Annotated in this window: 17 protein-coding genes; 8 read left to right on the plus strand and 9 right to left on the minus strand. The window is 68.5% G+C overall.

All coding sequences use genetic code 11. From position 1 onward, the window contains the following. Positions 1 to 12 precede the first annotated feature (12 nt). Genes ACI7YT_RS13630 through ACI7YT_RS13640 form a run of 3 tightly spaced genes read right to left on the minus strand, consistent with a single transcriptional unit; the run spans position 13 to position 6,678 of the window. Entirely contained in the window at positions 13 to 3,426 is a 3,414-nt protein-coding gene (locus ACI7YT_RS13630) for a tubulin-like doman-containing protein (protein ID WP_406246081.1), read from the minus strand. Positions 3,427 to 3,460: 34 nt separating this feature from the next. Further along, a complete protein-coding gene (locus ACI7YT_RS13635) occupies positions 3,461 to 6,265 on the minus strand; it encodes a hypothetical protein (RefSeq protein WP_406246083.1) in 2,805 nt (934 codons plus the stop codon). Beyond that, on the minus strand, positions 6,262 to 6,678 hold the full coding sequence (locus ACI7YT_RS13640; RefSeq protein WP_406246084.1) for a hypothetical protein: 417 nt from the start codon (positions 6,676 to 6,678) through the stop codon (positions 6,262 to 6,264). The genes ACI7YT_RS13635 and ACI7YT_RS13640 overlap by 4 nt, the downstream gene beginning before the upstream one ends. A gap of 206 nt (positions 6,679 to 6,884) precedes the next feature. Here ACI7YT_RS13640 and ACI7YT_RS13645 point away from each other — a divergent pair, with 206 nt between their 5' ends. Next, on the plus strand, positions 6,885 to 8,774 hold the full coding sequence (locus ACI7YT_RS13645) for an ABC transporter ATP-binding protein (protein WP_406246086.1): 1,890 nt from the start codon (positions 6,885 to 6,887) through the stop codon (positions 8,772 to 8,774). Between the two features lie 94 nt (positions 8,775 to 8,868). On the opposite strand, the gene ACI7YT_RS13650 is transcribed toward ACI7YT_RS13645, so the two are convergent. Beyond that, positions 8,869 to 10,734: a phosphoenolpyruvate carboxykinase (GTP) gene (locus tag ACI7YT_RS13650; protein ID WP_406246088.1), complete on the minus strand. Its 1,866-nt coding sequence runs from the start codon at positions 10,732 to 10,734 to the stop codon at positions 8,869 to 8,871. A gap of 109 nt (positions 10,735 to 10,843) precedes the next feature. Between ACI7YT_RS13650 and ACI7YT_RS13655 the strand changes: the two genes are divergently transcribed. Then, positions 10,844 to 12,286: a helix-turn-helix domain-containing protein gene (locus ACI7YT_RS13655; protein WP_406246090.1), complete on the plus strand. Its 1,443-nt coding sequence runs from the start codon at positions 10,844 to 10,846 to the stop codon at positions 12,284 to 12,286. Between the two features lie 20 nt (positions 12,287 to 12,306). Next, the gene (locus tag ACI7YT_RS13660) at positions 12,307 to 12,957 is read left to right on the plus strand and encodes an HAD-IA family hydrolase (protein ID WP_406246091.1); all 651 of its coding nucleotides are present in this window, start codon (positions 12,307 to 12,309) and stop codon (positions 12,955 to 12,957) included. Positions 12,958 to 12,969: 12 nt separating this feature from the next. On the opposite strand, the gene ACI7YT_RS13665 is transcribed toward ACI7YT_RS13660, so the two are convergent. Further along, on the minus strand, positions 12,970 to 14,031 hold the full coding sequence (locus ACI7YT_RS13665) for a winged helix DNA-binding domain-containing protein (RefSeq protein ID WP_406246092.1): 1,062 nt from the start codon (positions 14,029 to 14,031) through the stop codon (positions 12,970 to 12,972). A gap of 137 nt (positions 14,032 to 14,168) precedes the next feature. On the opposite strand from ACI7YT_RS13665, the gene ACI7YT_RS13670 reads away from it, so the two are divergent. Both ACI7YT_RS13670 and ACI7YT_RS13675 read left to right on the plus strand, forming a co-directional pair. Beyond that, the gene (locus ACI7YT_RS13670) at positions 14,169 to 15,170 is read left to right on the plus strand and encodes a LacI family DNA-binding transcriptional regulator (RefSeq protein ID WP_406246094.1); all 1,002 of its coding nucleotides are present in this window, start codon (positions 14,169 to 14,171) and stop codon (positions 15,168 to 15,170) included. Further along, positions 15,158 to 16,063 (plus strand): glycoside hydrolase family 43 protein, encoded by a 906-nt coding sequence (locus ACI7YT_RS13675; protein WP_406246096.1) that lies wholly within the window; start codon positions 15,158 to 15,160, stop codon positions 16,061 to 16,063. Before ACI7YT_RS13670 ends, ACI7YT_RS13675 begins: the two co-directional genes overlap by 13 nt. Positions 16,064 to 16,081: 18 nt before the next feature. On the opposite strand, the gene ACI7YT_RS13680 is transcribed toward ACI7YT_RS13675, so the two are convergent. Continuing rightward, entirely contained in the window at positions 16,082 to 17,686 is a 1,605-nt protein-coding gene (locus ACI7YT_RS13680) for an MGH1-like glycoside hydrolase domain-containing protein (protein WP_406246098.1), read from the minus strand. Positions 17,687 to 17,742: 56 nt separating this feature from the next. After that, the gene (locus tag ACI7YT_RS13685) at positions 17,743 to 19,068 is read right to left on the minus strand and encodes an ABC transporter substrate-binding protein (RefSeq protein ID WP_406246099.1); all 1,326 of its coding nucleotides are present in this window, start codon (positions 19,066 to 19,068) and stop codon (positions 17,743 to 17,745) included. 261 nt (positions 19,069 to 19,329) lie between these two features. Here ACI7YT_RS13685 and ACI7YT_RS13690 point away from each other — a divergent pair, with 261 nt between their 5' ends. Genes ACI7YT_RS13690 through ACI7YT_RS13700 form a run of 3 tightly spaced genes read left to right on the plus strand, consistent with a single transcriptional unit; the run spans position 19,330 to position 22,539 of the window. Continuing rightward, positions 19,330 to 20,271 (plus strand): carbohydrate ABC transporter permease, encoded by a 942-nt coding sequence (locus tag ACI7YT_RS13690; RefSeq protein ID WP_406246101.1) that lies wholly within the window; start codon positions 19,330 to 19,332, stop codon positions 20,269 to 20,271. Then, positions 20,261 to 21,163, plus strand: coding sequence for a carbohydrate ABC transporter permease (locus ACI7YT_RS13695; protein WP_406246103.1), 903 nt, complete (start codon positions 20,261 to 20,263; stop codon positions 21,161 to 21,163). Before ACI7YT_RS13690 ends, ACI7YT_RS13695 begins: the two co-directional genes overlap by 11 nt. A gap of 32 nt (positions 21,164 to 21,195) precedes the next feature. After that, positions 21,196 to 22,539 (plus strand): Gfo/Idh/MocA family protein, encoded by a 1,344-nt coding sequence (locus tag ACI7YT_RS13700; RefSeq protein WP_406246104.1) that lies wholly within the window; start codon positions 21,196 to 21,198, stop codon positions 22,537 to 22,539. Between the two features lie 10 nt (positions 22,540 to 22,549). On the opposite strand, the gene murQ is transcribed toward ACI7YT_RS13700, so the two are convergent. Together murQ and ACI7YT_RS13710 are read right to left on the minus strand one after the other, a co-directional pair. Further along, a complete protein-coding gene (gene murQ, locus ACI7YT_RS13705) occupies positions 22,550 to 23,485 on the minus strand; it encodes an N-acetylmuramic acid 6-phosphate etherase (RefSeq protein ID WP_406246106.1) in 936 nt (311 codons plus the stop codon). Beyond that, entirely contained in the window at positions 23,475 to 24,365 is an 891-nt protein-coding gene (locus ACI7YT_RS13710) for a BadF/BadG/BcrA/BcrD ATPase family protein (protein WP_406246108.1), read from the minus strand. The genes murQ and ACI7YT_RS13710 overlap by 11 nt, the downstream gene beginning before the upstream one ends. Positions 24,366 to 24,382 lie beyond the last annotated feature (17 nt).

The raw sequence follows: 24,382 nt of genomic DNA on the forward strand, positions 1-24,382 counted from the left end.
GATCGGACCACGTCAGACCCCGGTATCCACGGCGCGCGTCGCCATGACCGCCGACGACAGGCTCTGCAGCGCGGATGCCACCTGGTGCCGGATCTCCCAGCTCACCGGGTAGTCGTACACCGACACCGAGAAGTCGTGCTCGCCCACCTGCGAGCGGAAGTTGGCGTACTCGCCGGCAAAGTAGTCGCGCAGCGCCTGCTGCCGCTGAGCGAGCGAGCCCGATGCCTCGCCGGCGCGCGCGGCATCCGGAACCGGAGCATCCGGCGCGAGCCGACCCTCCTGCACCCAGCGCACCAGCGTGTCAGACATCTCGAGATCGTCTCCGCCGAGGAACGCGAGGATCTGGTACGGGCGCAGCGGCTCCAGCGACTCCTGCGTGTTGCACAGCGCCAGCGCGATCGTCAGCGACTGCATGACCACGCCCGGGTAGTCGTACGGCTGGGTGCGCCTGGTGTCGAGCAGCGGCCGCGGGAAAGCGGCGTTCCGACGCGTCTCCGGGTCCCACAGCGACAGTCCGGGTCCTCGCTCGCCGCCGTCGCCGTCGACGGTCAGCCACTTCAGCGCCTTGGCGACGTACCAGCCGCGGATCATCGCGTTGATCACAGTCGGATCGGCCGGGATCGACTCGCCGAGCAGGCGGGAGCGCTTGAACCGCCAGAAGGCCTCACGGCTCTCCTGCGAGTTCGACTGCCGCAGCCAGTCACGGGCGATCGGCTCCATCACGGAGTCCATCACGATCGGCTGATACGGGAACCCGCTCATCGCGAAGACTTCGATGCCCTCGACTCTGGCGTCCTGGAACCAGCTGTCGGAGACCGCGTCGTTCCAGAAGCCCATCGCCCCGAGGACCTGCTTGGTGACTGCGTACATCTCGGTGCCGGCCTTGAACGGGATCGAGCTGAACACCAGGCTGGTGGCCTCGTTGACGGACTTGTCGTGCACGAGCCGCAGCAGCGTCGGGTTGAGCTTGACGAGCGGTTCGCTGGCGCCGAGCGCGGACTGCAGCTGCTCGCGGAACTTCTCCCGTCGACGACCGAACACATCGGGGGCCAGCTCGGACTCGTCGAAGAAGCTCCGCAGATCCTCGGTGACGTAGGAGTTGAAGGCGGTGCCCTCGCGGCGCATCCACTTCCGGGCGCGGTCGACGTAGGCGTCCGGTGTGGTCGCCATCGTGAAGCGCGGGTTCTGCGGCGACCGCGACGCCTCGGGGTCGGCGGTGACCGACGGCTTCCAAGTGCGGGCCTGGTCGATCATCGACCAGGTGCCGGCGTCCTCCTCGCTGCGCGAAACAGCCGGAACGCCGACGATGAGCTCGCGCACGGCGTCGAGGATCCCATCGGCGAACCGCCCCGTCCCCTCGGAGAACGTGGATCGAATGAGGCTCTCGAACTCCCGCGGGTACTCGTCCTGCTCCACGAGCAGTCGCTCGTTGGGCGCCGGGGTGTACTTCCGCGGCACCGTCGAGTCTTCGCGCTTGGGCCAGAAGTCGTAGTCGTTGTCGCGGTCGTCGGCGGTCTTGCGCGCCTTGACCCGCAGCGCCAGCTCCTTGTAGGCGCCCTCGAGGTGCACGCGCAGCGGGCTCAGGAACTCGCGTCGCAACTCGTTCAGCAACTGGGCAGCGCTGCGACGCAGCGGGGCCTCCGCCGACCATTCGAACGCCTGCTGGATGCGCTCGACGGCGCCGATGACGGCATCCTGATCCGGACGGATGGACTGCTGGTTCGGAGCGCTCTGCAACTGCTCGCTGACCAGCGACGGCAGCGACTGCACCCATTCCTCGTGCATCTGCGCCTCGGACTCGAGGCCGTCCACGGTGCTCTTGAGCGTGCGGTCGAGGCGGGTGAGCAGCTCGGTCACGACCGGCAGGCCGTTGGTCGCGACGTGCTCGGCGATGACCCGCAGCATCTCGCCCGGGGCCTCGCGCTCCCACGTGTCCAGCAGCACCTGCCGGTGGTTCTGCTCGACGCGCAGCAGCTCGGGCTTTCGCACCGACCACTCGGCGAGCAGGCGCTGACTCCAGGTCGTGAGGTCGAGCCCGCCGTTCTTGTCGAGCTGGTTGGGGTCGTTCAGGCGCAACTGGATGTCCTGACCGAGCTTGGTCGCGAGCGCGGCGCGCTCGGCGGCGGGGCGCAGCCGGTCGATGACGTCGTTGTGGTCGTCGGTGTCCTCATTGAGCCGCAGTTCGCGGATGAACAGCTGATAGTCCTGATCGGCGCGTACCGAGATCCACTCGGCCTCCGTGCGCTGCGCGAACAGCGGGTCGGCCTCGGTGTGCGCGTACAGCATACGGTCGATGACGGACCGCGCCAGACGCTCGGCGGAGTACTCGAAGAACTTCTCTCGGCCCAGCGTCACGCGGCCGAACCCCATCGACGAGAACGCCGGCGAGTGGTGAGCCGAGTTGATGAGACCGGTGGCGTCCGGCAGGACGTTCGCGCCGACGCGCGCCTGCCAATTGCCCGAGGCGTACGCGGTGATGCTGTCCTGCACGCGGTCGTCGGTGATCCAGGCAGCGAGGCTGGCCGACACGGCGTTGTACACCTCGCTCTGATCGGCGAAGGTCACCTTGGAGTTGCTGCGGCCGACGATGAACGGATACGCGGCCCCGACGCGGTCGCGGGCTCCGCCGTAGGACGGCGCGACCCCCTGCGTCTGCAGCAGCTCGATCGTCGAGTTCGACGGGGTGTCGGTCCAGAAGCCGTTCATGGTCTCGGCGATCGCGGCGAGCGCGTTCCCCGGCGTGCCGGCCGTGACGCCGAGCTGATCGAAGACGTCAGGCGCATACAGGATGCTGAAGACCTCGTTCGACCACGGATACTGCTTCGCCGTCGACTTGACGATCTCGATGATGTCGAGGAACTGACCGGCACCGGAGCCACCGGCCACCGACGAGACGACGATGACCGTCGGGCTGCTGTTGGCCGACTCGTCCCTGGCGCGCAGGGCGCGGCCCAGGGTCTGCAGCTCGGCGAGAGCCGCGGCGTCTCCCAGCCGGGCGATCGCGTTGCGCGCGGCGACCGCGATGTCCCTGGTCGACGACAGCGCGACGGCTCGACCGACCGCGCGGAACTGTCCTGCGCCCTTCGTCACGTCGACCCTGACGCGGCGAGGGTCGGGCAGTTGGCGCTCGATGTCGGCGTGCACGCTCTGGTTGGTGGCGTGAGCGCCCTCGATCGTCTTGTAGACCGTGTCGTAGTTCGCACCGGCCGACACCAGGCCCTTGTACTCCTGCGCCGGGAGGAACGGAGCGGGGTAGTCGACGCCGTCCTGCACGGTCGGCGTATCGAAGTGGAGGAACTGCCAGGCGGCGGGGATCCCGCCGTTCCACCCGGCCTGCTGCAGTTTGAGCTCGAGCTGATACTTCAGGCCGCGCAGCGTCTTTCCGCCTGAGCCGCCGACGCCGATGATGAGGAAGGGACGAAGCATGATGTCTCTCTGTCTTTCGCGATCGGTTCGGATGTCAGGGGCGCGGCGGCGGCGGGGTGCCTGGTCGCGGAGGCGGCGGAGTGCCAGGGCCGCCGGAGCGCGGCGATGGCGCCGAACCGGCGCCGCGCGCGGGTGGGGTGGCCGCGCCCGGCGCGCGGCCGGGAAGCGGAGGAGGTGCGCCGCCTTCGGACGAAGGCCGCTGTCCCGGCGCCGGTGCGGATGCCTGGGCGCCGGTCGCAGGCCGCGCTGCAGGGGCGGCGGGCCGGCCGGACGCGGACGAGGCCTTCTCCCGATCCCTCTCGACGAGGTCGGCGCGTGCGCGGTTCACCGCTTCGGCGAGCGTGGAGTCGACCGTGATCTCGGCCAGGCGCTGCGCGTGCTGACCCTGATCGCTGGGCGATGCCCTGTGGTAGAGGACGACGGTGCCGGCGACGGCGTCGCCGCGCGCGGTTCGGCGCAACTCGGACTCCGGCACCACGATGCCGAAGAAGCGGTCCAGCGGCAGCTTGGCGAAACGCAGCCGACGTCGGGAGTCCTTGGACCCCGTCGCCATCCGACCCGCTCGCGCGGTGACCAGAGCCGTTCCCGCCGGTGCGGTGACCTCGTACCAGGGTGCGCGCAGCGGGAACCACGGCACGCGCGCCCGCAGGGTGCCGAGCACCGGATCGGAGATCGAGCGCTCCCCGTCGGACGGCGACCGGTAGGCGAAGGCGTCCGACAGGGCGCTGCCCTGGGTCGGTGCGGTGATGTGCGCGCCGGTCGGGCCGATCTCGATCGGGAACGCCGCGCGCTGCGTGCTCTTGGGCACGTCGATCCGTGTGGTGAGCCAGTTCAGCACCCACAGCACCAGCAGCGGCAGCAGCAGACCGATGGCCAGGAGCGCGAGGGCCAGCAGCAGCACGGCCGCGGTGTTCACCGGGTGCGTGGAGCGGAACTCGACCGGCACGTTCTGCTCGACGCTCTCGCCGTTCGCCGAGGTGAACGCGATCGGCACGGCTGCGGCGACGTCGCTGTCGGCGGCGATCTCGTTCGTCACGGCGACGGGGATCTGCACCTCGCCGTCCTCCGGGACGACGACGCACCCGTTCTCGTCCAGCCCGGAGAAGCTCCAGCGCCACCCGTCGGCGCGGTCGCCGGCGTCGCTCGTGATCGTCACGGCGTCTGCGGCGACGCAGATCGTCCCGTCGCCGCCCTCGGTCGGCCCGGCGATCGCGATGACGCCCTCGGCTTTGCCGTCCGAGCCCTCGAGATCGCTGAGACGCGCAGGCGGATTCGTCACGGCGTGCGGGAACTCCGCACCGAGCGTGAGCGTGATGGTCTTCTGCGTCGTCACGGGAGCAAGGCCCAGGTCGTGCTCTTCCGTCCGCAGCGGATCGAGGGATGCCGAGACGTCGATGGTCGCGGCGTTCACCTCGGCAGGGAGCGGAATCGTGATCCGACCGGTCTCCGGGTCGACGCTCGCGTCGGGAAGGACCGTGCGCGTGCCGTTCTCGAGATACGACGCAGTGAACGCCGCCTCCCCGAACTGCCCGAGATCGACGGCCTCGCCCTCGGCGTCCCGCACCGTGGCGTTGAGCGCGGCCGCGAACGACCCGTCCGCCGACATCTCGATCTCGTTGACGTCGTCGAACTCGATCTGAAGGTCGCTGAAGAGGTACAGCGACGCCGAGGTCCGCTCGGCCGCCTCCAGCTGCCAGCGGCCTTCGGCGGAGTCGTCGACGGCGACCTCGATCGTGCTCGCGCCGTCGCTCTCGGTGACCTCCACGCCGTCACCTGCGGTCTCGGCGGTCACGGGTGATCGTCCAGACCCTTCCGGCGGGGTCAGCGTCCAGTCCCCGGACACGATGACGCGGAAGCGCGAGACGCCCTCGTCGATCCAGAAGCCGCCGTCCTCGTCGAACGGCTGCGGGAAGCCGCCGGCGACCTGCGCGCCGAGCTGCAGGAACACCAGCGAGAGCGCGTCAGGGCCGTCCGCATTCACGAACGCGCCGTGCACGAACGTGTCGGGCATCGGCTGCTGTCCGCAGACCGGGTCGGCACCCTGGGCTCCGCCTTCGACGAGCGTCTGCATCGTGCCTGCGGCATCCGCGGCGTCCGCTCCGACCGCGAGCAGCGCACCGACGACCACCACGCCGGACTGGCGGAACGAGTTGAAGACGCCGTATCCGGACGGCGCTGCACCGCGGTCGCTGAGCGCGGCGCCGCACATCGCGTTGAGCGCGTCGAAGTCCTCCTGCTGCTGTCCGTCAGGTGCCTGGATGTCCAGTGCGCCGTCCGTGAGCCAGATGAGCATCTGGCAGCCCGGTGCCGTGCTCTGCTGCTCGGCGAGCTGCCGCTGCGCGCCGGCGAGGGCATCCGGCCAGTTCGTATAGCCCTCAGGACGCTTCTGTCTGATCGTGTCGGCCAGTTTGTCGGAGCTGGTGTCGTCGTAGGTCTGCCAGCCGATCGCGGCCGAGTAGTCGGACGCGAAGAAGCCCGCACCCCAGTTCACCGTGATGTCGTCGCCGAGCGCGCCGAGCTGCGACAGGCTGTTGCCGAGGATCTCGGCCCGCACCATGTCGGGGTCGGAGCCGGGTCCGCCGCCGTCCGCCCTGCGCAGCGACGTCGACGAGTCGATCAGGTAGTACACGTTCAGAGTGCTCTGCGAGGCGAGGCAGGCACGCAGGTCGGCAATGGCCGCGTTGCCGGATTCCGAGAGCTCGCCGCCGGAGACCGCTGTCGCAACGGGCGCGACGGTCGCCACGGGGGCCGCAACGGCCGAACCCGCGGCGCCGAGGGACGCCAGCAGCGCGACGATCGTGGTGACGACCGCGGCCTTGAGCCTCGTGGCCCTGGTCATGAGAGCCCCCACGCCTCGGACAGCGGCACGGCGAGATTCAGGATGTGCCAGATCCCGATCACGACCGCTGGCCACAGCGCCCAGCGCAGAATCGAGGTGAAGCGGGCACTGACCGTGAAGTTCGCATTGCGGCGCAGACCCGCCCGCTGTCCGATCACATCCCACCCGTAGCAGGCGATCACGATGAGAGGCGTGAGCAGGTAACCGAGGAAGCTGAGCCACCAGTGCTCTGCCAGCACGAGCGGCAGCGGGATGCCGAGGAACAGTTCGATCGGCGCGCTGAACGCGGCGATCACGATGATCGCGATGACGAGGCTCACGGCGAGCGCGCCGAGTCCGATCGCCATCGGAACCGGCGAAGCCGCACCGGCGCGCGAGGACGGCCGTGCAGTCGCGTGAACCGCTGATGTCATCGCGTGCCTCCACCCGTACGCGGGCGGCGCCCGGCGTTCTTTCCCCGTACTCCACACATTAGCGACGGCCTCCGACTCTGCCTATAAGACTCCTGGGAGCGTGACTCGTGCGATTCTCCCCCGTGAACCTGCGCTCCCGATCACAGTCGCCCGCCCGACAGGAAGTACGGTCGTAGTACTCCCTTCTCTCAGAACGAGGTCCCCGCATGTCCCGCACGGCGCCCGCACGCCGCCGCGGTCGCGGCGCGCCGCAGGATGGTCCGCGCGCCACGTTCCGCCAGCTCCTCCCCTTCCTCTTCGAACACAAGCGCACCCTGATCGTCGTCGCGGTGCTCAGCGTGTTCGGCGCGGCGACGTCGCTCGTGCAACCGCTGCTGGTCGGTCAGGTCATCACGGCCGTACAGACCGAGCAGGCGCTCGGCGTGCTCATCTGGCTGCTGGTCGGCTTCGTGATCCTGTCGTCGATCATCTCCGGCTACCAGCACTATCTGCTCCAGCGCACCGGCACGGCCGTCGTGTACTCGTCCAGGCGCAAGCTGATCGCGCGGATCCTGCATCTCCCTATCAGCGAGTTCGACGCGCGGCGCACCGGAGACCTCGTCTCCCGCGTCGGCACGGACACCACGCTGCTGTACGCGGTGCTGACGCAGGGCCTCGCGGATGCCGTGGGCAACGCCATCCTGTTCCTCGGCGCCCTCATCGCGATGCTCGTCATCGACCCGATCCTCCTGCTGCTCATCGTGGTCGTGATCGGAGCATCCGTCGCCGTGGTCGTCGCTCTCAGCGGACGCATCCGCGAGGCGTCGACCGCTCAGCAGGTCAAGGTCGGCGAGCTCGCCTCCGGCGTCGAGCGCGCGGTCGGCTCGATCCGCACGGTACGAGCATCCGGAGCCACCGAACGCGAAACCGAAGCCGTGTCGGAGCTGGCGAGCGAGGCGTACGGCCTCGGTGTGCGGATCGCGAAGGTCTCCGCGCTCGTCGTGCCGATCGCCGGAATCGCGCTGCAGCTCTCGCTGCTGGTCGTGCTGGGCGTCGGCGGATTCCGCGTCGCGGCGGGCTCGATCGAGATCGCCGCCCTCATCACGTTCGTCATGTTCCTGTTCATGCTCGTGATGCCGCTGGCTTCGACGTTCGGGGCGATCACATCGGTCAACCAGGCGCTCGGAGCGCTCGGGCGCATCCAGGAGGTCCTCGACCTGCCGCAGGAGTCGGATGACGACATCGACACGGCCGCGCGCGTCGGCCGCAGCCCCGACGTCGCCGACGCTCCGGCGCTGGAGTTCCGCGACGTCCGCTTCGGGTATCCGGCCGACGTCGTCGCCGCGCGGAAGGCCGCCGCGACCGAGGCGCACAGCGTCCTCGTCGATGCGCACCTGGAACGCGACGGCGAGGAGACCGCGCCGTCCGACAGCGGCGGCGAAGTGCTGCGCGGCGTCTCGTTCTCGGTCCCCCGTGGCGCCCGCGTGGCGCTGGTGGGTCCGAGCGGTGCGGGCAAATCCACGATCCTCTCGCTCATCGAGCGCTTCTACGACCCGACCGGCGGCTCGATCCGACTCGGTGGCCACGACATCCGCACCTACCCGCGCGCCGAACTGCGGGCGCACTTCGGTTACGTCGAGCAGGACGCTCCGACGCTCGCCGGCACCCTCGCCGACAATCTCCGTCTCGCCTCACCCGGAGCGAGCGACGCCGACTGCGAGCGGGTGCTGCGCGCGGTCAACCTGGGCGACGTGCTCGAGCGCGGTTCCCTCGGTCTTGCGACGCCGGTCGGCGAAGACGGCGTGATGCTCTCCGGTGGCGAGCGTCAGCGGCTCGCGATCGCCAGGACGCTGCTCACGGAAGCGCCGATCCTGCTGCTCGACGAGTCGACCTCATCGCTGGACGGCGTGAACGAGCAGCGCATGCGGGAGGCGATCGACGCCGTCGCCACCGATCGCACGCTGGTCGTGATCGCGCACCGGCTGTCCACGGTGATCGACAGCGACGTCATCGTCGTGCTGCAGGACGGTGAGGTCGTCGGTCGAGGCACCCACGCCGAGCTGATCGAGACCACCCCGCTGTACCGCGACCTCGCCCGCCACCAGCTGCTCGCCTGAGCCCGCCGCGGATGACGCGACGGCAGGATGCCGGGGACCACTCAGCCATGGGTTCGTCCTCGTCACCCCGCCGTCGCGGGTCTGTGCGCTGCGCTCAGCTCGTGCGCGCGAGCCGGTAGCGCAGCGAGGCGAGCTCGGCCCGCAGCGCGGCAGGGAGCTTGTCTCCGAACGTGCCGTAGAACTCCTCGATGCCGTCGGCCTCGGCCTGCCAGGCCTCGGCATCCACCCGGAAGAGCTCGTCGAGATCGGCTTTCGAGATGTCCAAGCCGTCGAGGTTGAGGTCAGAGGTCTGCGGAAGCCGGCCGACCGGGCTGTCCACGGCCGGCACCTGACCGTCGATGCGGCGGATGATCCAATCGATCACGCGCGAGTTGTCGCCGAAACCGGGCCACAGGAACCGGCCGTCCTCGCCGCGGCGGAACCAGTTCACCTGGAAGATGCGCGGTGCGCGGTCGAAACGGAGCCTGCGCCCGATGTCGAGCCAGTGCGCGAAGTAGTCCGCCATGTTGTAGCCGCAGAACGGCAGCATCGCGAACGGGTCCCGGCGCAGTTCGCCGACCGTGCCCTCGGCCGCGGCCGTCCGCTCGGACGAGATGGTCGAGCCGAGGAAGACGCCGTGCGCCCAGTCCGTCGCCTCGACGACCAGCGGAACGTTGGACGCCCGTCGGCCGCCGAAGAGGATGACGTCCAGCGGGACCGCTTCCTCCCAGTCGTCGGAGATCTGCGGGCACTGCGATGCGGCCACAGTGAAGCGCGAGTTCGGGTGCGCGGCCGGGCGCCCCGAATCGGGCGTCCAGGGGTTGCCCTCCCAGTCGATGAGGTCGCGCGGCGCCGTGTCGGTGAGTCCCTCCCACCACACGTCACCGTCAGGGCGCAGCGCGACGTTCGTGAAGATCGTGTTTCCCCACAGTGTCTCGACGGCGGTCACGTTCGTCGATTCGCCGGTGCCGGGGGCGACGCCGAAGAATCCAGCCTCGGGGTTGATCGCCCACAGACGCCCGTCCTCGCCGGGACGGATCCAGGCGATGTCGTCGCCGATCGTCTCGACGCGCCACCCCGGGATCGTCGGACGCAGCATGGCGAGGTTCGTCTTCCCGCAGGCCGAGGGGAAGGCGGCGGCGACGTGGAACCGGCGGCCGTTCGGGTCGATGATCCGGATGAGCAGCATGTGCTCGGCCAGCCAGCCCTCGTCGCGGGCGATGACCGAAGCGATGCGCAGGGCGAAGCACTTCTTCGCGAGGATCGCGTTGCCTCCGTAGCCGGATCCGAAGGAGTACACCTCGAGCGTGTCCGGGAAGTGCACGATGTACTTCTCGTCGTTGCACGGCCACTCGGCATCGTGCTCGCCTGGTGCCAGCGGTGCGCCGACGGTGTGCACAGTGCGCACCCACGGCGCTCCGCCGGCGATCTCGCGGGTCACGGCGTCGCCGACCCTGGTCATGATGCCGATGGATGCCACGGCGTACGCGCTGTCGGTGATCTGCACGCCGATGTGCGAGAGAGGGCCGCCCACCGCGCCCATCGAGAACGGCACGACGTACATGGTGCGTCCGCGCATGGAACCGGCGAACAGGACATCCATCTTCGTGCGCATGGCACCGGGCTCGGCCCAGTTGTTCGTGGGGCCGGCGTCCTCCTCGCGCTCGGAGGCGATGAAGGTGCGCCCCTCGGTGCGCGCCACATCGCTCGGGTGCGAGCGTGCGAGGTAGGAACCTGGGCGCCACTCGGGGTTGAGCTTGATGAGCTTGCCCTCGTCGACGAGACCGCGCAGCAGCGCGTCGTTCTCGGCGCGCGATCCGTCCACCCAGTGCACGGCGTCCGGCTGGGTGAGAGCACGGATCTCCTCCACCCACGCGCGCAGCTCCGCCATCCCCGGGGTGTCGTACGTCGGCTCCGCACCCAGCGCACGCGCCGGTGCGACGGAGGCTGTTCGAAGGGTGAAGGTCTCGGCGATGGCCATGTCCGCTCCTTTGAAGAGTAGGTCGATATGACAATCTTGCGTCGATTGTTCCGTGCCTTTCGGATGCTTTGGCATGTAAGAATCTTGATTCTTTCGGTATGCTCAAGGAATGAGCGGCTCCGGCATCCATCTCACGACCCTCGGTCATCGCATTCGCCACCATCGCACCGCGAGCGGCTACACACTGGACGAGCTCGGCGCCATGGTCGGAGTCGCCGGTTCGCAGCTGAGCCTCATCGAGAACGGCAAGCGCGAGCCCAAGCTCTCGCTGCTGCAGGCGATCGCGCAGGCCACAGGCACCGAGGTCGCCGACCTGATCTCGGGCGAGCCGCCGAACCGCAGAGCAGCGCTGGAGATCGAGCTCGAGAACGCCCAGGCGAGTCCGGTGTTCCGCCAGCTCGGCATCGCGCCCGTCCGCGTCACCAAGGGCATGTCGGACGAGACGATCGAGTCCCTGCTCGGTCTGCACCGCGAGCTGCAGCGCCGTGAGCGCGAGGCCATCGCGACGCCGGAGGAGGCTCGTCGCGCGAACACCGAGCTGCGCCTGCGCATGCGGGCGCAGAACAACTACATCGGCGACATCGAGAAGCTCGCCGAGAAGCAGCTGCGCTCGGCCGGACACGTCGCCGGAGCCCTGACCCACCGCACCGTGAGCATCATGGCCGAGAAGCTCGGCTTCGAGCTCATCTACGTCGCCGATCTGCCCCACTCGACCCGCTCGGTCACCGATCTCGAGAACGGTCGCATCTACCTGCCGCCGGCGTCGATCCCCGGCGGTCACGGTCTGCGTTCGATGGCGCTGCAGGCGATGGCCCACCGGCTCCTCGGCCATACTCCCCCGACCGACTACGCGGACTTCCTGCAGCAGCGGCTCGAGATCAACTACTTCGCCGCATGCTGCCTGATCCCCGAGACGGCCGGCGTCGCGTTCCTGCAGCAGGCGCGCAAAGACCGCAACCTCGCCGTCGAGGACTTCCGCGACGCGTTCGGCGTCACGCATGAGGCGGCAGGCATGCGCATGACGAATCTGCTCACCGAGCACCTCGGGATGCCGCTGCATTTCCTGCGCGTCGACGAGACAGGGGCGATCGCCCGGGTGTACGAGAACGACGATCTGCCGTTGCCGATGGACGTCACCGGCGCTGTCGAGGGCCAGCGCGTGTGCCGCAAGTTCCAGGCCAGGGCCGCGTTCTCGCAGCAGAACCGCACCACGGAGCACCATCAGTACACGGACACGCCCTCAGGCACGTTCTGGTGCGCGACGCAGACCGGCTCCTCCAGCGACGGCGAGTTCTCGATCACGGTCGGCGTGCCGTTCGACGACGCGCGCTGGTGGCGCGGCAGGGAGACGCCGGACCGCGCCGCGTCCACCTGTCCGGACGAGGCGTGCTGCCGCCGCCCGGCGAGCGATGTCGCCGACCGCTGGAGCGGCAAGGCATGGCCGAGCGCTCGGGTGCACACGCACATGTTCTCGCCGCTGCCTCGGGGCGCGTTCCCCGGCGTCGACGACAACGAGGTGTACGAGTTCCTCGCGCGTCACGCGGCGGAGTGAGCCGCCCGTACGCTGGAGGGATGACGATCACCCTGCATGCCCGCGCTGCTCTGCTCGACATGGACGGCACCCTGGTCGATTCGACCGCGGTCGTCGAGCGGCTGTGGCTGGAGTGGGCCGGCCCGCACGGCCTCGACCGCGAAACCGTGCTGCGCACCGTGCACGGCCGACAGGGGCACCAGAGCATGGCCCTGCTGCTGCCGGACCGCGACCATGACGTGAACCTGGTCGAGAATCAGGAGATGCTGCTCCGGGAGAGCGAAGACGTGGACGGCGTCATCGAGATTCCGGGTGCGGCCGCTTTCCTGCGTGCCCTCGCTCCCTTCCCGCACGCGATCGTGACCTCGGCCGACGTGCGTCTGATGACGGCCCGCATGGGCGCCGCCGGCCTGAGCGTCCCTTCGCTCGCCGTCACGGCCGAGAGCGTGTCCCGCAGCAAACCGGACCCCGAAGGGTTCCTGCTGGGCGCCGCGGAACTGGGCGTCGACCCCGCCGACTGCGTCGTGTTCGAGGACTCGGCTGCGGGCATCCGCGCGGGTCTGGATGCCGGCATGACCGTGATCGGAGTCGGACCGCACGCCCCGTCGTTCGACCCCTCGCATCACGTCGACGATCTGACCGCCGTGCGGATCACCGCGGCGGGCGACGGCTTCGCCGTGGAGATCGGCTGACCGAGCGGCGGATCATCCGCTGACGAACGACGCGTAGCGGCCGAGGGCTGCCGATACCTCCTGTTCGGGGATGTCGTCCAGGAGCTCGACCGTCGGATGCTCGGTGTGCCGTCCGAGCGCCGTCGACTGCCGCCACGTGCCGACGATCTGTCCCTCGGCCAGCAGGATCGGCCGGACCATGCCGTTCTTGCCCGGGCCGACTTCGACGAAGCGCTCGGCGGGACCTGCGATCGAGCGGTCGGCATAGGAGATGTAGTACTCCTCGAACGAGGCGAGCGCTTGGACGTCTGGGACGGCGCGGCGACGTGGACGTGTCGGCGCCTGGAACACGCCGTCGTCGATCTCATCCACCCGATCGGCTGCGGCGGCGGCCGCCGCCCGTGATGCCGTGAGGGTGAGCCCGGACCACCACGCGAAGTCCGCGACCGTCGCCGGCCCATGACCGTCGATGTACCGCGCGAACAGTTCGGCCGCGGGGTCGGCCGGTGCGTGAGCTTCGGTGATGTGCTCCTCCACCAGCACGAAGCGCTGCTCCCGGCTGACGCCATCGGCTCGCGCGACGACCGGGCCCTGGCAGATGATGCCGCGCATCGCCAGGTGGCCGACGGCGTGCGCTCCGCGCTGCCCTGCCGGGTCGACGCCGATACGGGAGAGGACCTCGAACAATTCGGCGCGGATCAGCGCGTTGCCGCCGCGCAGCGCCGCTCGCACGGCGCGCTCGACGCCGACCAGCACCTCGATGTCGAGGCCGAGTTCGCGATACCGGGGTGCAGCGGACTGCAGCTGACGCGCAGCGGTCACCTGCAGCATCCACTCGAAGTCGCGGGCCGGGACGATGTGCAGCGTGCCGCGCTGCGTCCACGCCCGTACGAGCGTCCCGTCATCGAAGAGCGCGTCGACCTGTGTGATCGTCGGTGCTCCTCGTGTACGGGAGGCCAGAGCCCAGCGCCCACCCCAGAACTCCTGGCTCTGCACCGCGAGCATGTGGCTCGCGGCCTCGGCGAGACTCGGCGCCGGGGCGGTCAACAGGTGCGAGCGCAGTCGCTCGGTGCGCAGCTGTGCGGTCGTGGTCACGGTGACATCTTCGCGGATGCCGGGGACACTCGACCGCTCGACACGGAGCCGCACCGCAGGAGAAAGCGGTTTCAGCGATACACTGACCGGACACGGACCGTCGCCCGACTCGCGGCTCGGTCGGGAAGGACACGGCAGTGGTGCGACGGTCGAGTGCGACGACGATCAGCTCGGTCGCGCAAGCAGCCGGCGTTTCGCCGGCGACGGTGTCGCGGGTGATGAACGGACGATTCTTCGGGGAACCGGAGATCGCGGATCGGGTGCGCGCCGCGGCCAGGGAGCTGGACTACTCCCCCAATCACCTGGCGCGCAGCTTCGCCATGGGCCAGACGAACGCGATCGCTTTCCTCGTGCCCGATCTGGCGAACCCGACGTTCCAGGCCGTCCTGACCAGCCTCAGCAAGGCAGCAGCCGAAGACGGGTATCGAGTTCTCGTCGCCGACTCCGCTGAATCGGCTGAGGACGAACCGCAGCTCGCCGCGGAGGTCAGGAACCGATGCGACGCGCTGGTGCTGTGCGCGCCGAGAATGTCTGAGGAGGCGCTCGGGAACGCCACGTCAACGCTCGGACCGGTGGTGCTCCTGAACAGATCGAGCCCGGCGTCCTCCGCCCCCACGCTGACCGTCGACTCGCGTGCTGGGTTCGAGCGTCTGGCTCATCACCTGTACGCGCTGGGCCACCGCCGTTTCGCCTACGTCGAGGGGCCGGAGGGACCTGCGAACGAGAACAGGCTGCGTGGAATCGGCGATCTCCAACGGGATGTGGATGGGCTCCAGCTCGAACGCGTGCGAGGCGGCACGAGCAGCCAGGCCGGGCTCGAAGCAGTCGATGACGTCGTCGCCACCGGTGCCACAGCCGTGCTGGCGTTCAACGATCTCGTCGCCATCGGCCTCGTGCACGGATTGACCAAGCGCGGTGTCCGGGTGCCTGAGGACATGTCGATCACGGGATTCGACGACATTCCGTTCGCGCGCTTCATGACTCCGGCGCTCACGACCGCATCCGTTCCCCACGAGTCCCTCGGCACCCTCGCGTGGAACCGGATGCGCACCCTGATCGAGGGCGGAACGCCCGATCACGACGTGAAGTTCCAGCCTCGGCTGGAACTTCGCGAATCGACCGGACCATGCCCGCGTTGACACCGGACGAGAGCCCGGCGGCCGTGCACCTCGAACAGATCCAGATCCGCGATCCGTTCGTGCTGCGCGTTCCGGACGGCTATTGGCTGTACGGCAGCACCGATCCGAACATCTGGGATGGGCCCGCCGTCGGGTTCGACACGTATTGGAGCCCCGATCTGGTGAACTGGTCGGGACCCGTCGCCGCATTCCGGCCCGGCGCCGACTTCTGGTCGCGCACCCAGTACTGGGCTCCCGAGGTGCACCGGCATCTCGACGCCTACTATTTGTTCGCGACGTTCACGGCTCCAGGCCATCGTCGTGGCACGCAGGTGCTCCGCTCCGAAAATCCACAAGGGCCGTTTCTGCCCTGGTCCGATGGACCCCTCACGCCGCCCGCATGGGAGTGCCTGGACGGGACACTGCACGTGGAGAACGGCATCCCGTATCTCGTCTTCTGCCGCGAGTGGAAGGACGTCGGCGACGGTGAGATCCTCGCGGTCGCGTTGAGCGGTGATCTCCGCGAGGCCGTCGGCGATCCGGTCGTGCTGTTCCGCGCCTCGGAGGCTTCGTGGTCGAGGTCGATTCCGCGGCCGGAGTTCCCGTCGGTGTACGTCACCGATGGCCCGTCACTGCACCGCACCGCGGATGGTCGCCTGCTGATGCTGTGGTCGAGCTTCGGCGATGCCGGGTACGCCCTGGGCGTCGCCACGTCCGCCACGGGGGACATCTTCGGGCCGTGGTCGCAGTCGCCCGAACCTCTCTGGCCCGCCGATGGCGGCCACGGCATGATCTTCACCGCTGCCGACGGGGCACTGCTTCTCGCGCTGCATTCGCCGAATCGGACACCGCACGAGCGCGCGCACTTCTTTCCGCTCGAAGAGACACCGGACGGTCTGCGCCTGCGGGACTGAGCCCCGCACCGCCGGTGGTCAATCGAACGCGGGCGGCACGAAGCTCATGCGACGGCGCGCGGCGATCGTGTATCCGTCGAGTTCGACGCGCTCGTTCGGCGCCAGCTCGAGCGCGAGAGCACGGCCGCCGTTCATGAGGTCGCCTGTGACGGGGGCGGATGCGAGGTTCACCACACCGCGCACGACCCCGTCCTCGTCGGTCATCACGCGCCATCCACGGGGAAAGGAGAACGCGGCGGCTCCGTCCCGATACACCTCGACGCGCTCGTCGTCCGCGGTCAGCTCCCAGGCGCCGGCGGCGGTCCTTCGCGACACTGCCACGGCCGATGCGGCTGCATCGTGGCCGATACGAGTCGGCGACAGCCCAGAGAACCAGACATCGCCGTCCGGAGAGGGAAGGATGCCGAACCATCGCTCGACGGCGTCGAGAAGCCACAGGATCGACGGAGAGTATCCCTCAGCGAAGCCGGCGTCACCCGACCACGGATCCAGGCACTGAGGGAAGCGGTCGGCTATCGCGAGAGCGGCCAGCACCGGCTGGGCGGCGAGCGCGAGCTCCGCGGGATGACCGTGATGCTCGAAAGCGTCCGACGCGCGCAACAGCGCGAGGAAGTTCACCGGGCCACCCCAGGAGTTCCGTGTCGCGTCATGGTCGAAACGAGGATCATCCATCGCGATCGAGGTGAATCCGTAGTGCGCCAGGAACTTCCTCGTGTTCAGCAGATAACGGCGAAGGCATTCGACGAAGAACTCCTCGTCCCCGACTTCGCAGGCCAGCACTCTGAGCAGGACATCGGACTGGATCCGAACGCGGCGAGCGTGCCGATCGAGGTCGTAGAAGAAGCCGTCCTCGTCGTCGAAGCACTGCGCCCACAGTGCATCCAGGCTCCGACGCGCCGCGTTCCGCCATGGCCCGGGGTCTTCGCCGAGCTCCTCGGCGATCTGCGCGAGATACGCGCGCTGGCAGGCGACATTGGCCGTCAGGTCCGGGGCGATGTACGGCAGCGTCGGCGAATGCGGATCGCAGTGGCGTGCGTCGGATCGGTACGCACGCTCGGGAGCGAACCAGAATCGGGGCGACAGATCGTGACCGGCGTCGTACGTGCAGAAGGCCTCGACGGCTCCGGTGCCACGGGTGTCGCGATGGCGCGCGAGCCAGTCGTCGTTGCGCACCATCGCCTCGTACATCGTGCGCAGGAACCCACGATCACGGCCCGTCGCGAGATAGTGACGCCACACGACGCGGGCGAACGGCGTCACGATCTGGATCTGGCTGAAGGCCGGTCCGTCGGCAGTGATCTTGTAGGGCAGCAGGCCGTCTTCGCGCTGATGCTCGGCGAAGGCGACCATGGTGCTCGTCGCCACACGAGGCGCCCACCGTCGCACGACATCGGCGCTGATGGATCCGGTGCTCTCGATCCACGCGCCGGGGTAGCCGCCTCCCTCACGGAGCACGTCCCGGCCGTCCGATCCCGGGCCGATGCAGGCAGCGAGTTCCGTCAGCGCTGCGTGCCACCGCTCCTCCAGCGGTCCTCCGATGGCGGCGAAGCGGATCCCTGCCGCTCCGACGCCCTCGGCCAGCGCGGTTCCGGCGATTCCGGCTCGTGAGACCGGATCGCTCACGCGCATTCTCTGCAGCGCGGCGTCACGAGCCGTCATCGCCGTCCCCGAGACCGAGGTCATTCCAGTGCCGCACCGAGTTCGGCGACCCACTGCTCGCCCGCCTGCTGCGGCGTCGCCCGATCGAAGAGAACGTCCGCCTCCATCCGCTGAGACAGCTCGTTCATGATCGACCCGCCGGCCGGCTGCGGTGGCGCGACCACCCCGCTTTCGAGGACCACATCGACGTACTCGGCGGCGACCTGGCTCGGTCCCTCCAGAAGAGGCGCGACGACAGCGAGCGTGTCGGGGTTGAAGGGCACGCCACGCGTGTCCAGGATCAGTTCCGCGGCCGCCGGCTCGTTGAGGAACCAGTCCACGAGCATGGCTGCGGCCTCCGGATGCTTCGTCGCGGCGTTGATCGACCAGAACGCCGACGGCAGCAGCGCGACACCAGTCGTGTCCGTGGAGGTGGGCGGCAGAGCGATCTGCACATCATCGCCAGCCGCACCGTAGACGTTCATCAGATTGCTGTAGCCGAAGGTGATCGCGGCCTGGCCGAGTGTGAACAGTTGCTGGTCCGGCGGGAGCGCGACCCCGGATGTCACGACCGACGGGTCTGGCATGCCGCCGCCATCCGACAGCTCCTTCTCGATCTCGTAGAGCCCGGCGATCTGCTCGGCATCCACACCGAGCTGACCGTCCCAGTCGTACATGCCGACCTCGCTGACCTGGCCGGCGTAGGTGCCGATGATGTCCGCGATGCGCATGTCGACGCCGTAGATCGGCTGCCCGCCCGCGGTCGTGAGGCCGGCCGAGCCGATCGTGTTGGCCGCTTCGACGAGGTCGTCCCAGGTCCAGCCCTCCTCGGGCAGCGGCACGCCGGCCTGCTCGAACACATCCGCGTTGATGAACGCGGCCGTGGCGTTTCCGCCAGTCGGCAGGCCGTACAAGGTGTCGTCGACGATGGAGTTGGTGAGCGAGAAGTCCGGATACTGCGAATAGTCGAGGACTTCGCTGACCGTGGAGAGGTCGAGGAGCGCACCGAGCTCTCCGTACTCCTGCGGCTTGGCGCCGCCGAGCGCGAACACGTCGGGCGCGGTGTCTCCCCCGCCGGCGAAGTCCGTGGCCAGACGGTTGAACAGGTCATCGGGCGAGCCGACCGGCGTCTGCGTCACGCTGACATTCGGGTATTCGTCTTCGAACATCGTGATGACCTCGTCGAAGAGCGCCGCGCGAGCGTCGTCGCCCCACCAGGACATCTCGAGTTCGATCTCCTCTTCGGGATCGAATCCGCCGCCCGTCGTTCCGGCGTCTGCCGAGCACCCGCTGAATGCAAGAGCGGAAACCGCCGCGATGGATCCGAAGGTCAGTACGGTCGTGCGAGACCGGGTGATACGCGTCATTGCGCCTCTTTCGATAGGGCGGAGTTGGTCCGCCGGAGGGAAGGGTCAAGGCCGATCAGCGGTGAAACCGCTTTCTCGAAAACTAGCATCGCCCACCAAAGCTGTCAACGATTGAGTTTCTCGAGCCTCGCCCCTCCTCAATCAAGTTGCCGCTGGCACCGAGAATCCGGGACTTGACTTCCAGATCAGTCGGTGTGAATAATCGTCCTGGTCGTGAAACCGCTTTCTCTTGAAGCGTCTCACGCAGGACAAGGAGGTCGAATGAGCAGTCTCGGCGAGTTGCGCACCATCACCCGCGTCAAACGCGGGCAGGGCGTGCGCTTCAGAGAGAAATTCCCCGACAACAGGGCGGCGCTGGTCTTCCTGCTGCCGTGGCTGATCGGGATGCTGGGACTCACCATCGGACCGATCGTGGCGTCCCTGTATCTGTCCTTCACCGACTACAACCTGCTTCAGCCCCCGTCCTGGTCAGGCGTCGAGAACTTCGTGCAGATGTTCTCGGATGCACGGTTCTGGAACTCGTTCCGCGTCACCGTCGAGTACGTGCTCATCGGCGTGCCGCTGCAGCTCATCCTCGCGCTCGCGCTCGCGGTGCTGCTGGACAAGGGGATGCGCGGGCTCCCGTTCTACCGTTCGATCTTCTATCTCCCGTCGCTGCTCGGCGGTTCGGTCGCGATCGCGATCCTCTGGCGTCAGGTGTTCGGCAAGGACGGCCTGGTGAACGGCGTCCTCGCCTGGTTCGGCATCGACGGCCCTGGATGGATCGGGCATCCGGATTTCGCACTCGGCACGCTCATCGTGCTGAACGTCTGGACGTTCGGCTCCCCTCTCGTCATCTTCCTGGCTGGGCTCCGCCAGATCCCGGCGATGTACTACGAGGCCGCGTCCATGGATGGAGCCGGTCGGATCCGGCAGTTCCGCTCGATCACGTTCCCGCTGCTGACCCCGGTCATCTTCTTCAACCTGGTGCTGCAGCTGATCTTCGCCTTCCAATCGTTCACCCAGGCATACGTCGTCTCAGGGGGAACCGGCGGACCCAGCGACTCCACGATGTTCTTCACCCTCCTGCTGTACAAGGAGGCCTTCACCGAACTCGACATGGGCTACGCGTCGGCGATGGCCTGGTTCCTCCTGGTCGTGATCGCCGCGTTCACCGCCTTCAATTTCTGGCTCTCCAAGTACTGGGTGTTCTATGACGACTGAAACCGAGACCCTCATCCGCCCCGCCGACGCCGCACCCGTGCGCCGTCGGCGCCCAGGACAGCGCAGCGCACCCTGGCGCTCCGTCGTCAAGCACATCGTGCTTGTGCTCCTGTGCATCGTCATGGTGTATCCGCTCATCTGGCTCGTCGCCTCCAGCTTCAAGCCGAATGACGAGATCTTCCGCGACCTGAGCATCTTCACCACGAACCTCACCGCGGAGAACTACGTCAACGGCTGGAACGATCTGCAGCACCCGTTCGGGCTGTTCCTGCTCAACTCCGCGATCATCGCGTTCGGGGCGATCCTGGGCAATCTGCTGTCCTGCTCGTTGGCCGCATACGCGTTCGCACGGATGCGGTTCCGATTCCGCAACCTCGCCTTCGCCCTCATGCTCGGCTCGATCATGCTGCCCTTCCAGGTGCTGCTCGTGCCGCAGTTCATCATCTACAAGGAGCTGGGCTGGCTGAACACGTTCCTGCCGCTGATCGCTCCGAAGTTCCTGGCCACCGAGGCCTTCTTCGTCTTCCTGATGGTCCAGTTCATCCGCGGCCTGCCCAAGGAGCTGTTCGAGGCCGCGCGCATCGATGGCGCAGGTCACGCGCGCAGCTACTTCCAGATCACGCTGCCGCTGATCGTCCCGGCGCTGGCCACGACCGCGATCTTCACCTTCATCTGGACCTGGGGCGACTTCTTCGGGCCGCTGATCTATCTGCGGCTGCCAGAGCTCTTCCCGGCTTCCCTGGCCCTCAAGGGATTCCTGGATGCGCAGTCCAGTTCGGACTACGGCTCGATGTTCGCGATGAGCGTGGTGTCGCTCGTGCCGCTCTTCCTCGTCTTCTTGTTCGGGCAGCGGTTCCTCATCAAGGGCGCCGCGACCAGCGGCATCAAATGAACGCCGCGATCGATTCATCGGAGGGATCAGGAATGGGCAGAGTGCGATACGCGCTGATCGGCACGGGGTCGAGAGCACAGATGTACCTGGAGGCTCTGGCAGGGGCGCACGCGGACGCGGGCGAACTCGTGGCGGTCTCCGACACGAACCCGGGGCGCATCGATTGGTCTCTGAATCGCCACCCCGCGCTCGGTGCCCCACGACGGTTCGACCCGGCTGAACTTGCTTCGGTCACCCGCGAACTCGACATCGACAGGGTCATCATCACTTCCCCGGATTCCACGCACGCGGATCTGATCGTCCGCGCGGTGGATGCCGGCGCGGACGTCGTCGTGGAGAAGCCGTTGACGACGACCGAAGATGGCGTCCGGAAGATCACCGATGCCGTCGAACGAACCGGTAAGAACGTGACCCTCACGTTCAACTACCGGTACTCGCCGCGCAACAGCGCTCTGAAGCAGTTGATCTCCTCAGGCGAGATCGGCGACGTCACCAGCGTTCATTTCGAATGGGTGCTGGACACCGGCCATGGTGCCGACTACTTCCGGCGCTGGCATAGGGACAAGTCGCAGTCAGGCGGCCTGCTGATCCACAAGGCCAGTCATCACTTCGATCTCGTGAACTGGTGGATAGACGACGCACCGACCCGCGTTTTCGCCTCTGGCGGCCTGCGGTTCTACGGAGCCGAGAACGCCCGCCGGCTCGGCGTCGGACCGAGACCAGTGCGCGGCACGACCGATTCCCCGCTGCGGGACCGCTTCAGCCTCGATCTGCGCACGGACGACGTCTGGCGCGGTCTCTATCTGGAGCAGGAGCATCTCGACGGCTACCTGCGCGATCGAGATGTCTTCGATGAGGGGATCACCATCGAGGACAATCTCTCCCTGGTCGTGGACTACGGGCGCGGAAGCACCATGTCGTACTCACTGAACGCTCACGCGCCGTGGGAGGGATACACGGTCGCCGTCAACGGGACCCGAGGGCGCGCAGAGCTGACGGTCGTCGAGCGCGGATCCGTACTGGTGGACGAGGAGGGCAGGACGGTCGTCGATCCGAGCGCGCGTCCCGATCTCATCGCCGACGACCTGGCACGCCCGGTCTCCGAGCGCCTGGTCGTGCAGCAGCACTTCTCCACGGCGCGCGAGGTGCCGATCCCCGGCGGCAGCGGCGGGCACGGCGGAGGGGATGCCATACTGCTGCGCGACGTGTTCGTGGGAGGCGATGACGATCCGCTCGGTCGAACCGCGGACTGGACCGACGGGGTGCGCAGCATGGTGGTGGGGCTCGCGGGCAATCGGTCTCTGGAGACCGGGCAGGCAGTCAGCATCAGCGAGTTGGACCTGGGGGATGCGCAGGAGGCGGTCGCTCGGCGCTGACGGCGTTCGCTCAGTTCAGAGCGCGGATCGCGTCCCGCAGTATCCCGCCCGCCTCGGCCAGCGCGTGAGCAGCAGCCGAGGCATCCGCTCCGGTCGCCAGCAGCAGCAGGGCGAGCTTGACCGAGCCGTCGGCCAGGCCGAGAGCCTCCGCGGCCTCCTCGATCCCGACGCCGGCCAGCTGCGCCACCGTTCGGACGCTGCGCACGCGCAGCTTCTCGTTCGTCGCCTGCAGGTCGACCATGACACCGCGATAGGTCTTGCCGAGCTTGATCATCGAGAGCGTGGTGAGCATGTTCACGACGAGCTTCTGCGCGGTGCCCGACTTCAATCTCGTCGAGCCGGAGATGAATTCCGGTCCGGTGACGACCTCGATCGCGATCTCCGCAGCCGCGCCGATCGCGGAGTCGGCGTTCGCCGCGATCGCCACGGTCAGCGCGCCGACCTCACGCGCGTGCACGAGTCCGCTCACGACGTACGGCGTCCGACCGGATGCCGAGATCCCGACGACGGTGTCCCCCGGCGCCAGCGACAGACGCTCGAGATCGGCGATCGCCGCCTCCTCATCGTCCTCGGCATCCTCGACAGCGGATCGGATGGCCTGCTCGCCGCCGGCGATCACGCCGACGACCATCGACGGGTCGGTGCCGAACGTCGGCGGGCATTCACTGGCGTCCAGGACGCCGATGCGCCCCGCGGTGCCCGCTCCGATGTAGATCAGTCGTCCTCCGCGACGGAAGCGCTCGGTGATGCCGTCGACCGCGAGCGCGATCTGCTCGCCTTGAGCCGCCACGGCCTCCGGCACGCGACGATCCTCGGTGTTCATGGCGCGCACGAGGTCGATCGTGTCGAGCAGATCGAGATCGCCGCGGTCGGCGGTCTGCGCCTCGGTGGTCAGTCCGGACAGCTCGGCGAGCAGCGCGGCGAAACGGGAGGAGTCATCCAGCACGGTGCAGATACCTTTCGTGGGGCAGATCGGTGCGCGCCGCCAGCAGCAGCGCGCCGTCGAGGGCGTCGCCCCGCGCCGGGACGATCGTCCGGGCGGCGGCGGAGAGGGCCGATACGAGGGCCTCGCGGAACCAGGCATGCTCGGTGAGCCCGCCGTGGAGGGCGACGTCGGTCGTCGATGAGGATGCCGCGGCAGCGGATGCCGTGAGCAGCCGCACCGCGTCGCCGGCGATGCCGCGTGCGACGGGATCCTCGCTCGCCGCGGCATCCAGGACCATCGGCGCGAAGGTCGCCAGGCGGCGCGCGGTTGGTGCGGGACCGGCCAGCCAGGAGTGCACGTCCGTGTCGGGGGCGATGTGCGCCCGCAACGCGTCGGCGAGGACGGTGGCCGATCCGAGTCCGGCATCAGCCTGCAGGACCGCACGGATGCCTTCGCGACCGAGCCATGAGCCGCTGCCGAGATCACCGAGTTCCGGCCCCCAGCCGTCGACCAGGCGCACGCCGTCCGCGTCCACCCCGAGAGCGGCCGCCCCGGTGCCGGCGATGAGCAGCACTCCTGCGCCGCCGCCGACCGCTCCGGCGTGGGCGGTGACGACGTCCGAGGCGACGATCACCGGCGCCGTAACGCGGGCGGCGAGCTCGTCGGCGAGGCGCTGCGCGGCGTCCGGCGCGGCCCAGGCCCCGGCAGCACCCACACCGAGGGCGTCGACGGTGCCGCCGGCGGCCTTCAGCAACGGCAGGATCGCTGCCAGCGCGGCATCCACTCCGCCGGGCGCGGCGAGCCCTGGGGCGCCGTCGCCGTCGAGGCGGAGCGGCGTCGACGCGTCCGTGATGACGAGTCGACACCGTGTCTTGCCGAGGTCGATGGCCGCTGCGCGCATGAAAATAGTCTACATTT

Origin of the sequence: Microbacterium sp. M, from assembly GCF_045181065.1 — a bacterium.
GTDB lineage: Bacteria > Actinomycetota > Actinomycetes > Actinomycetales > Microbacteriaceae > Microbacterium.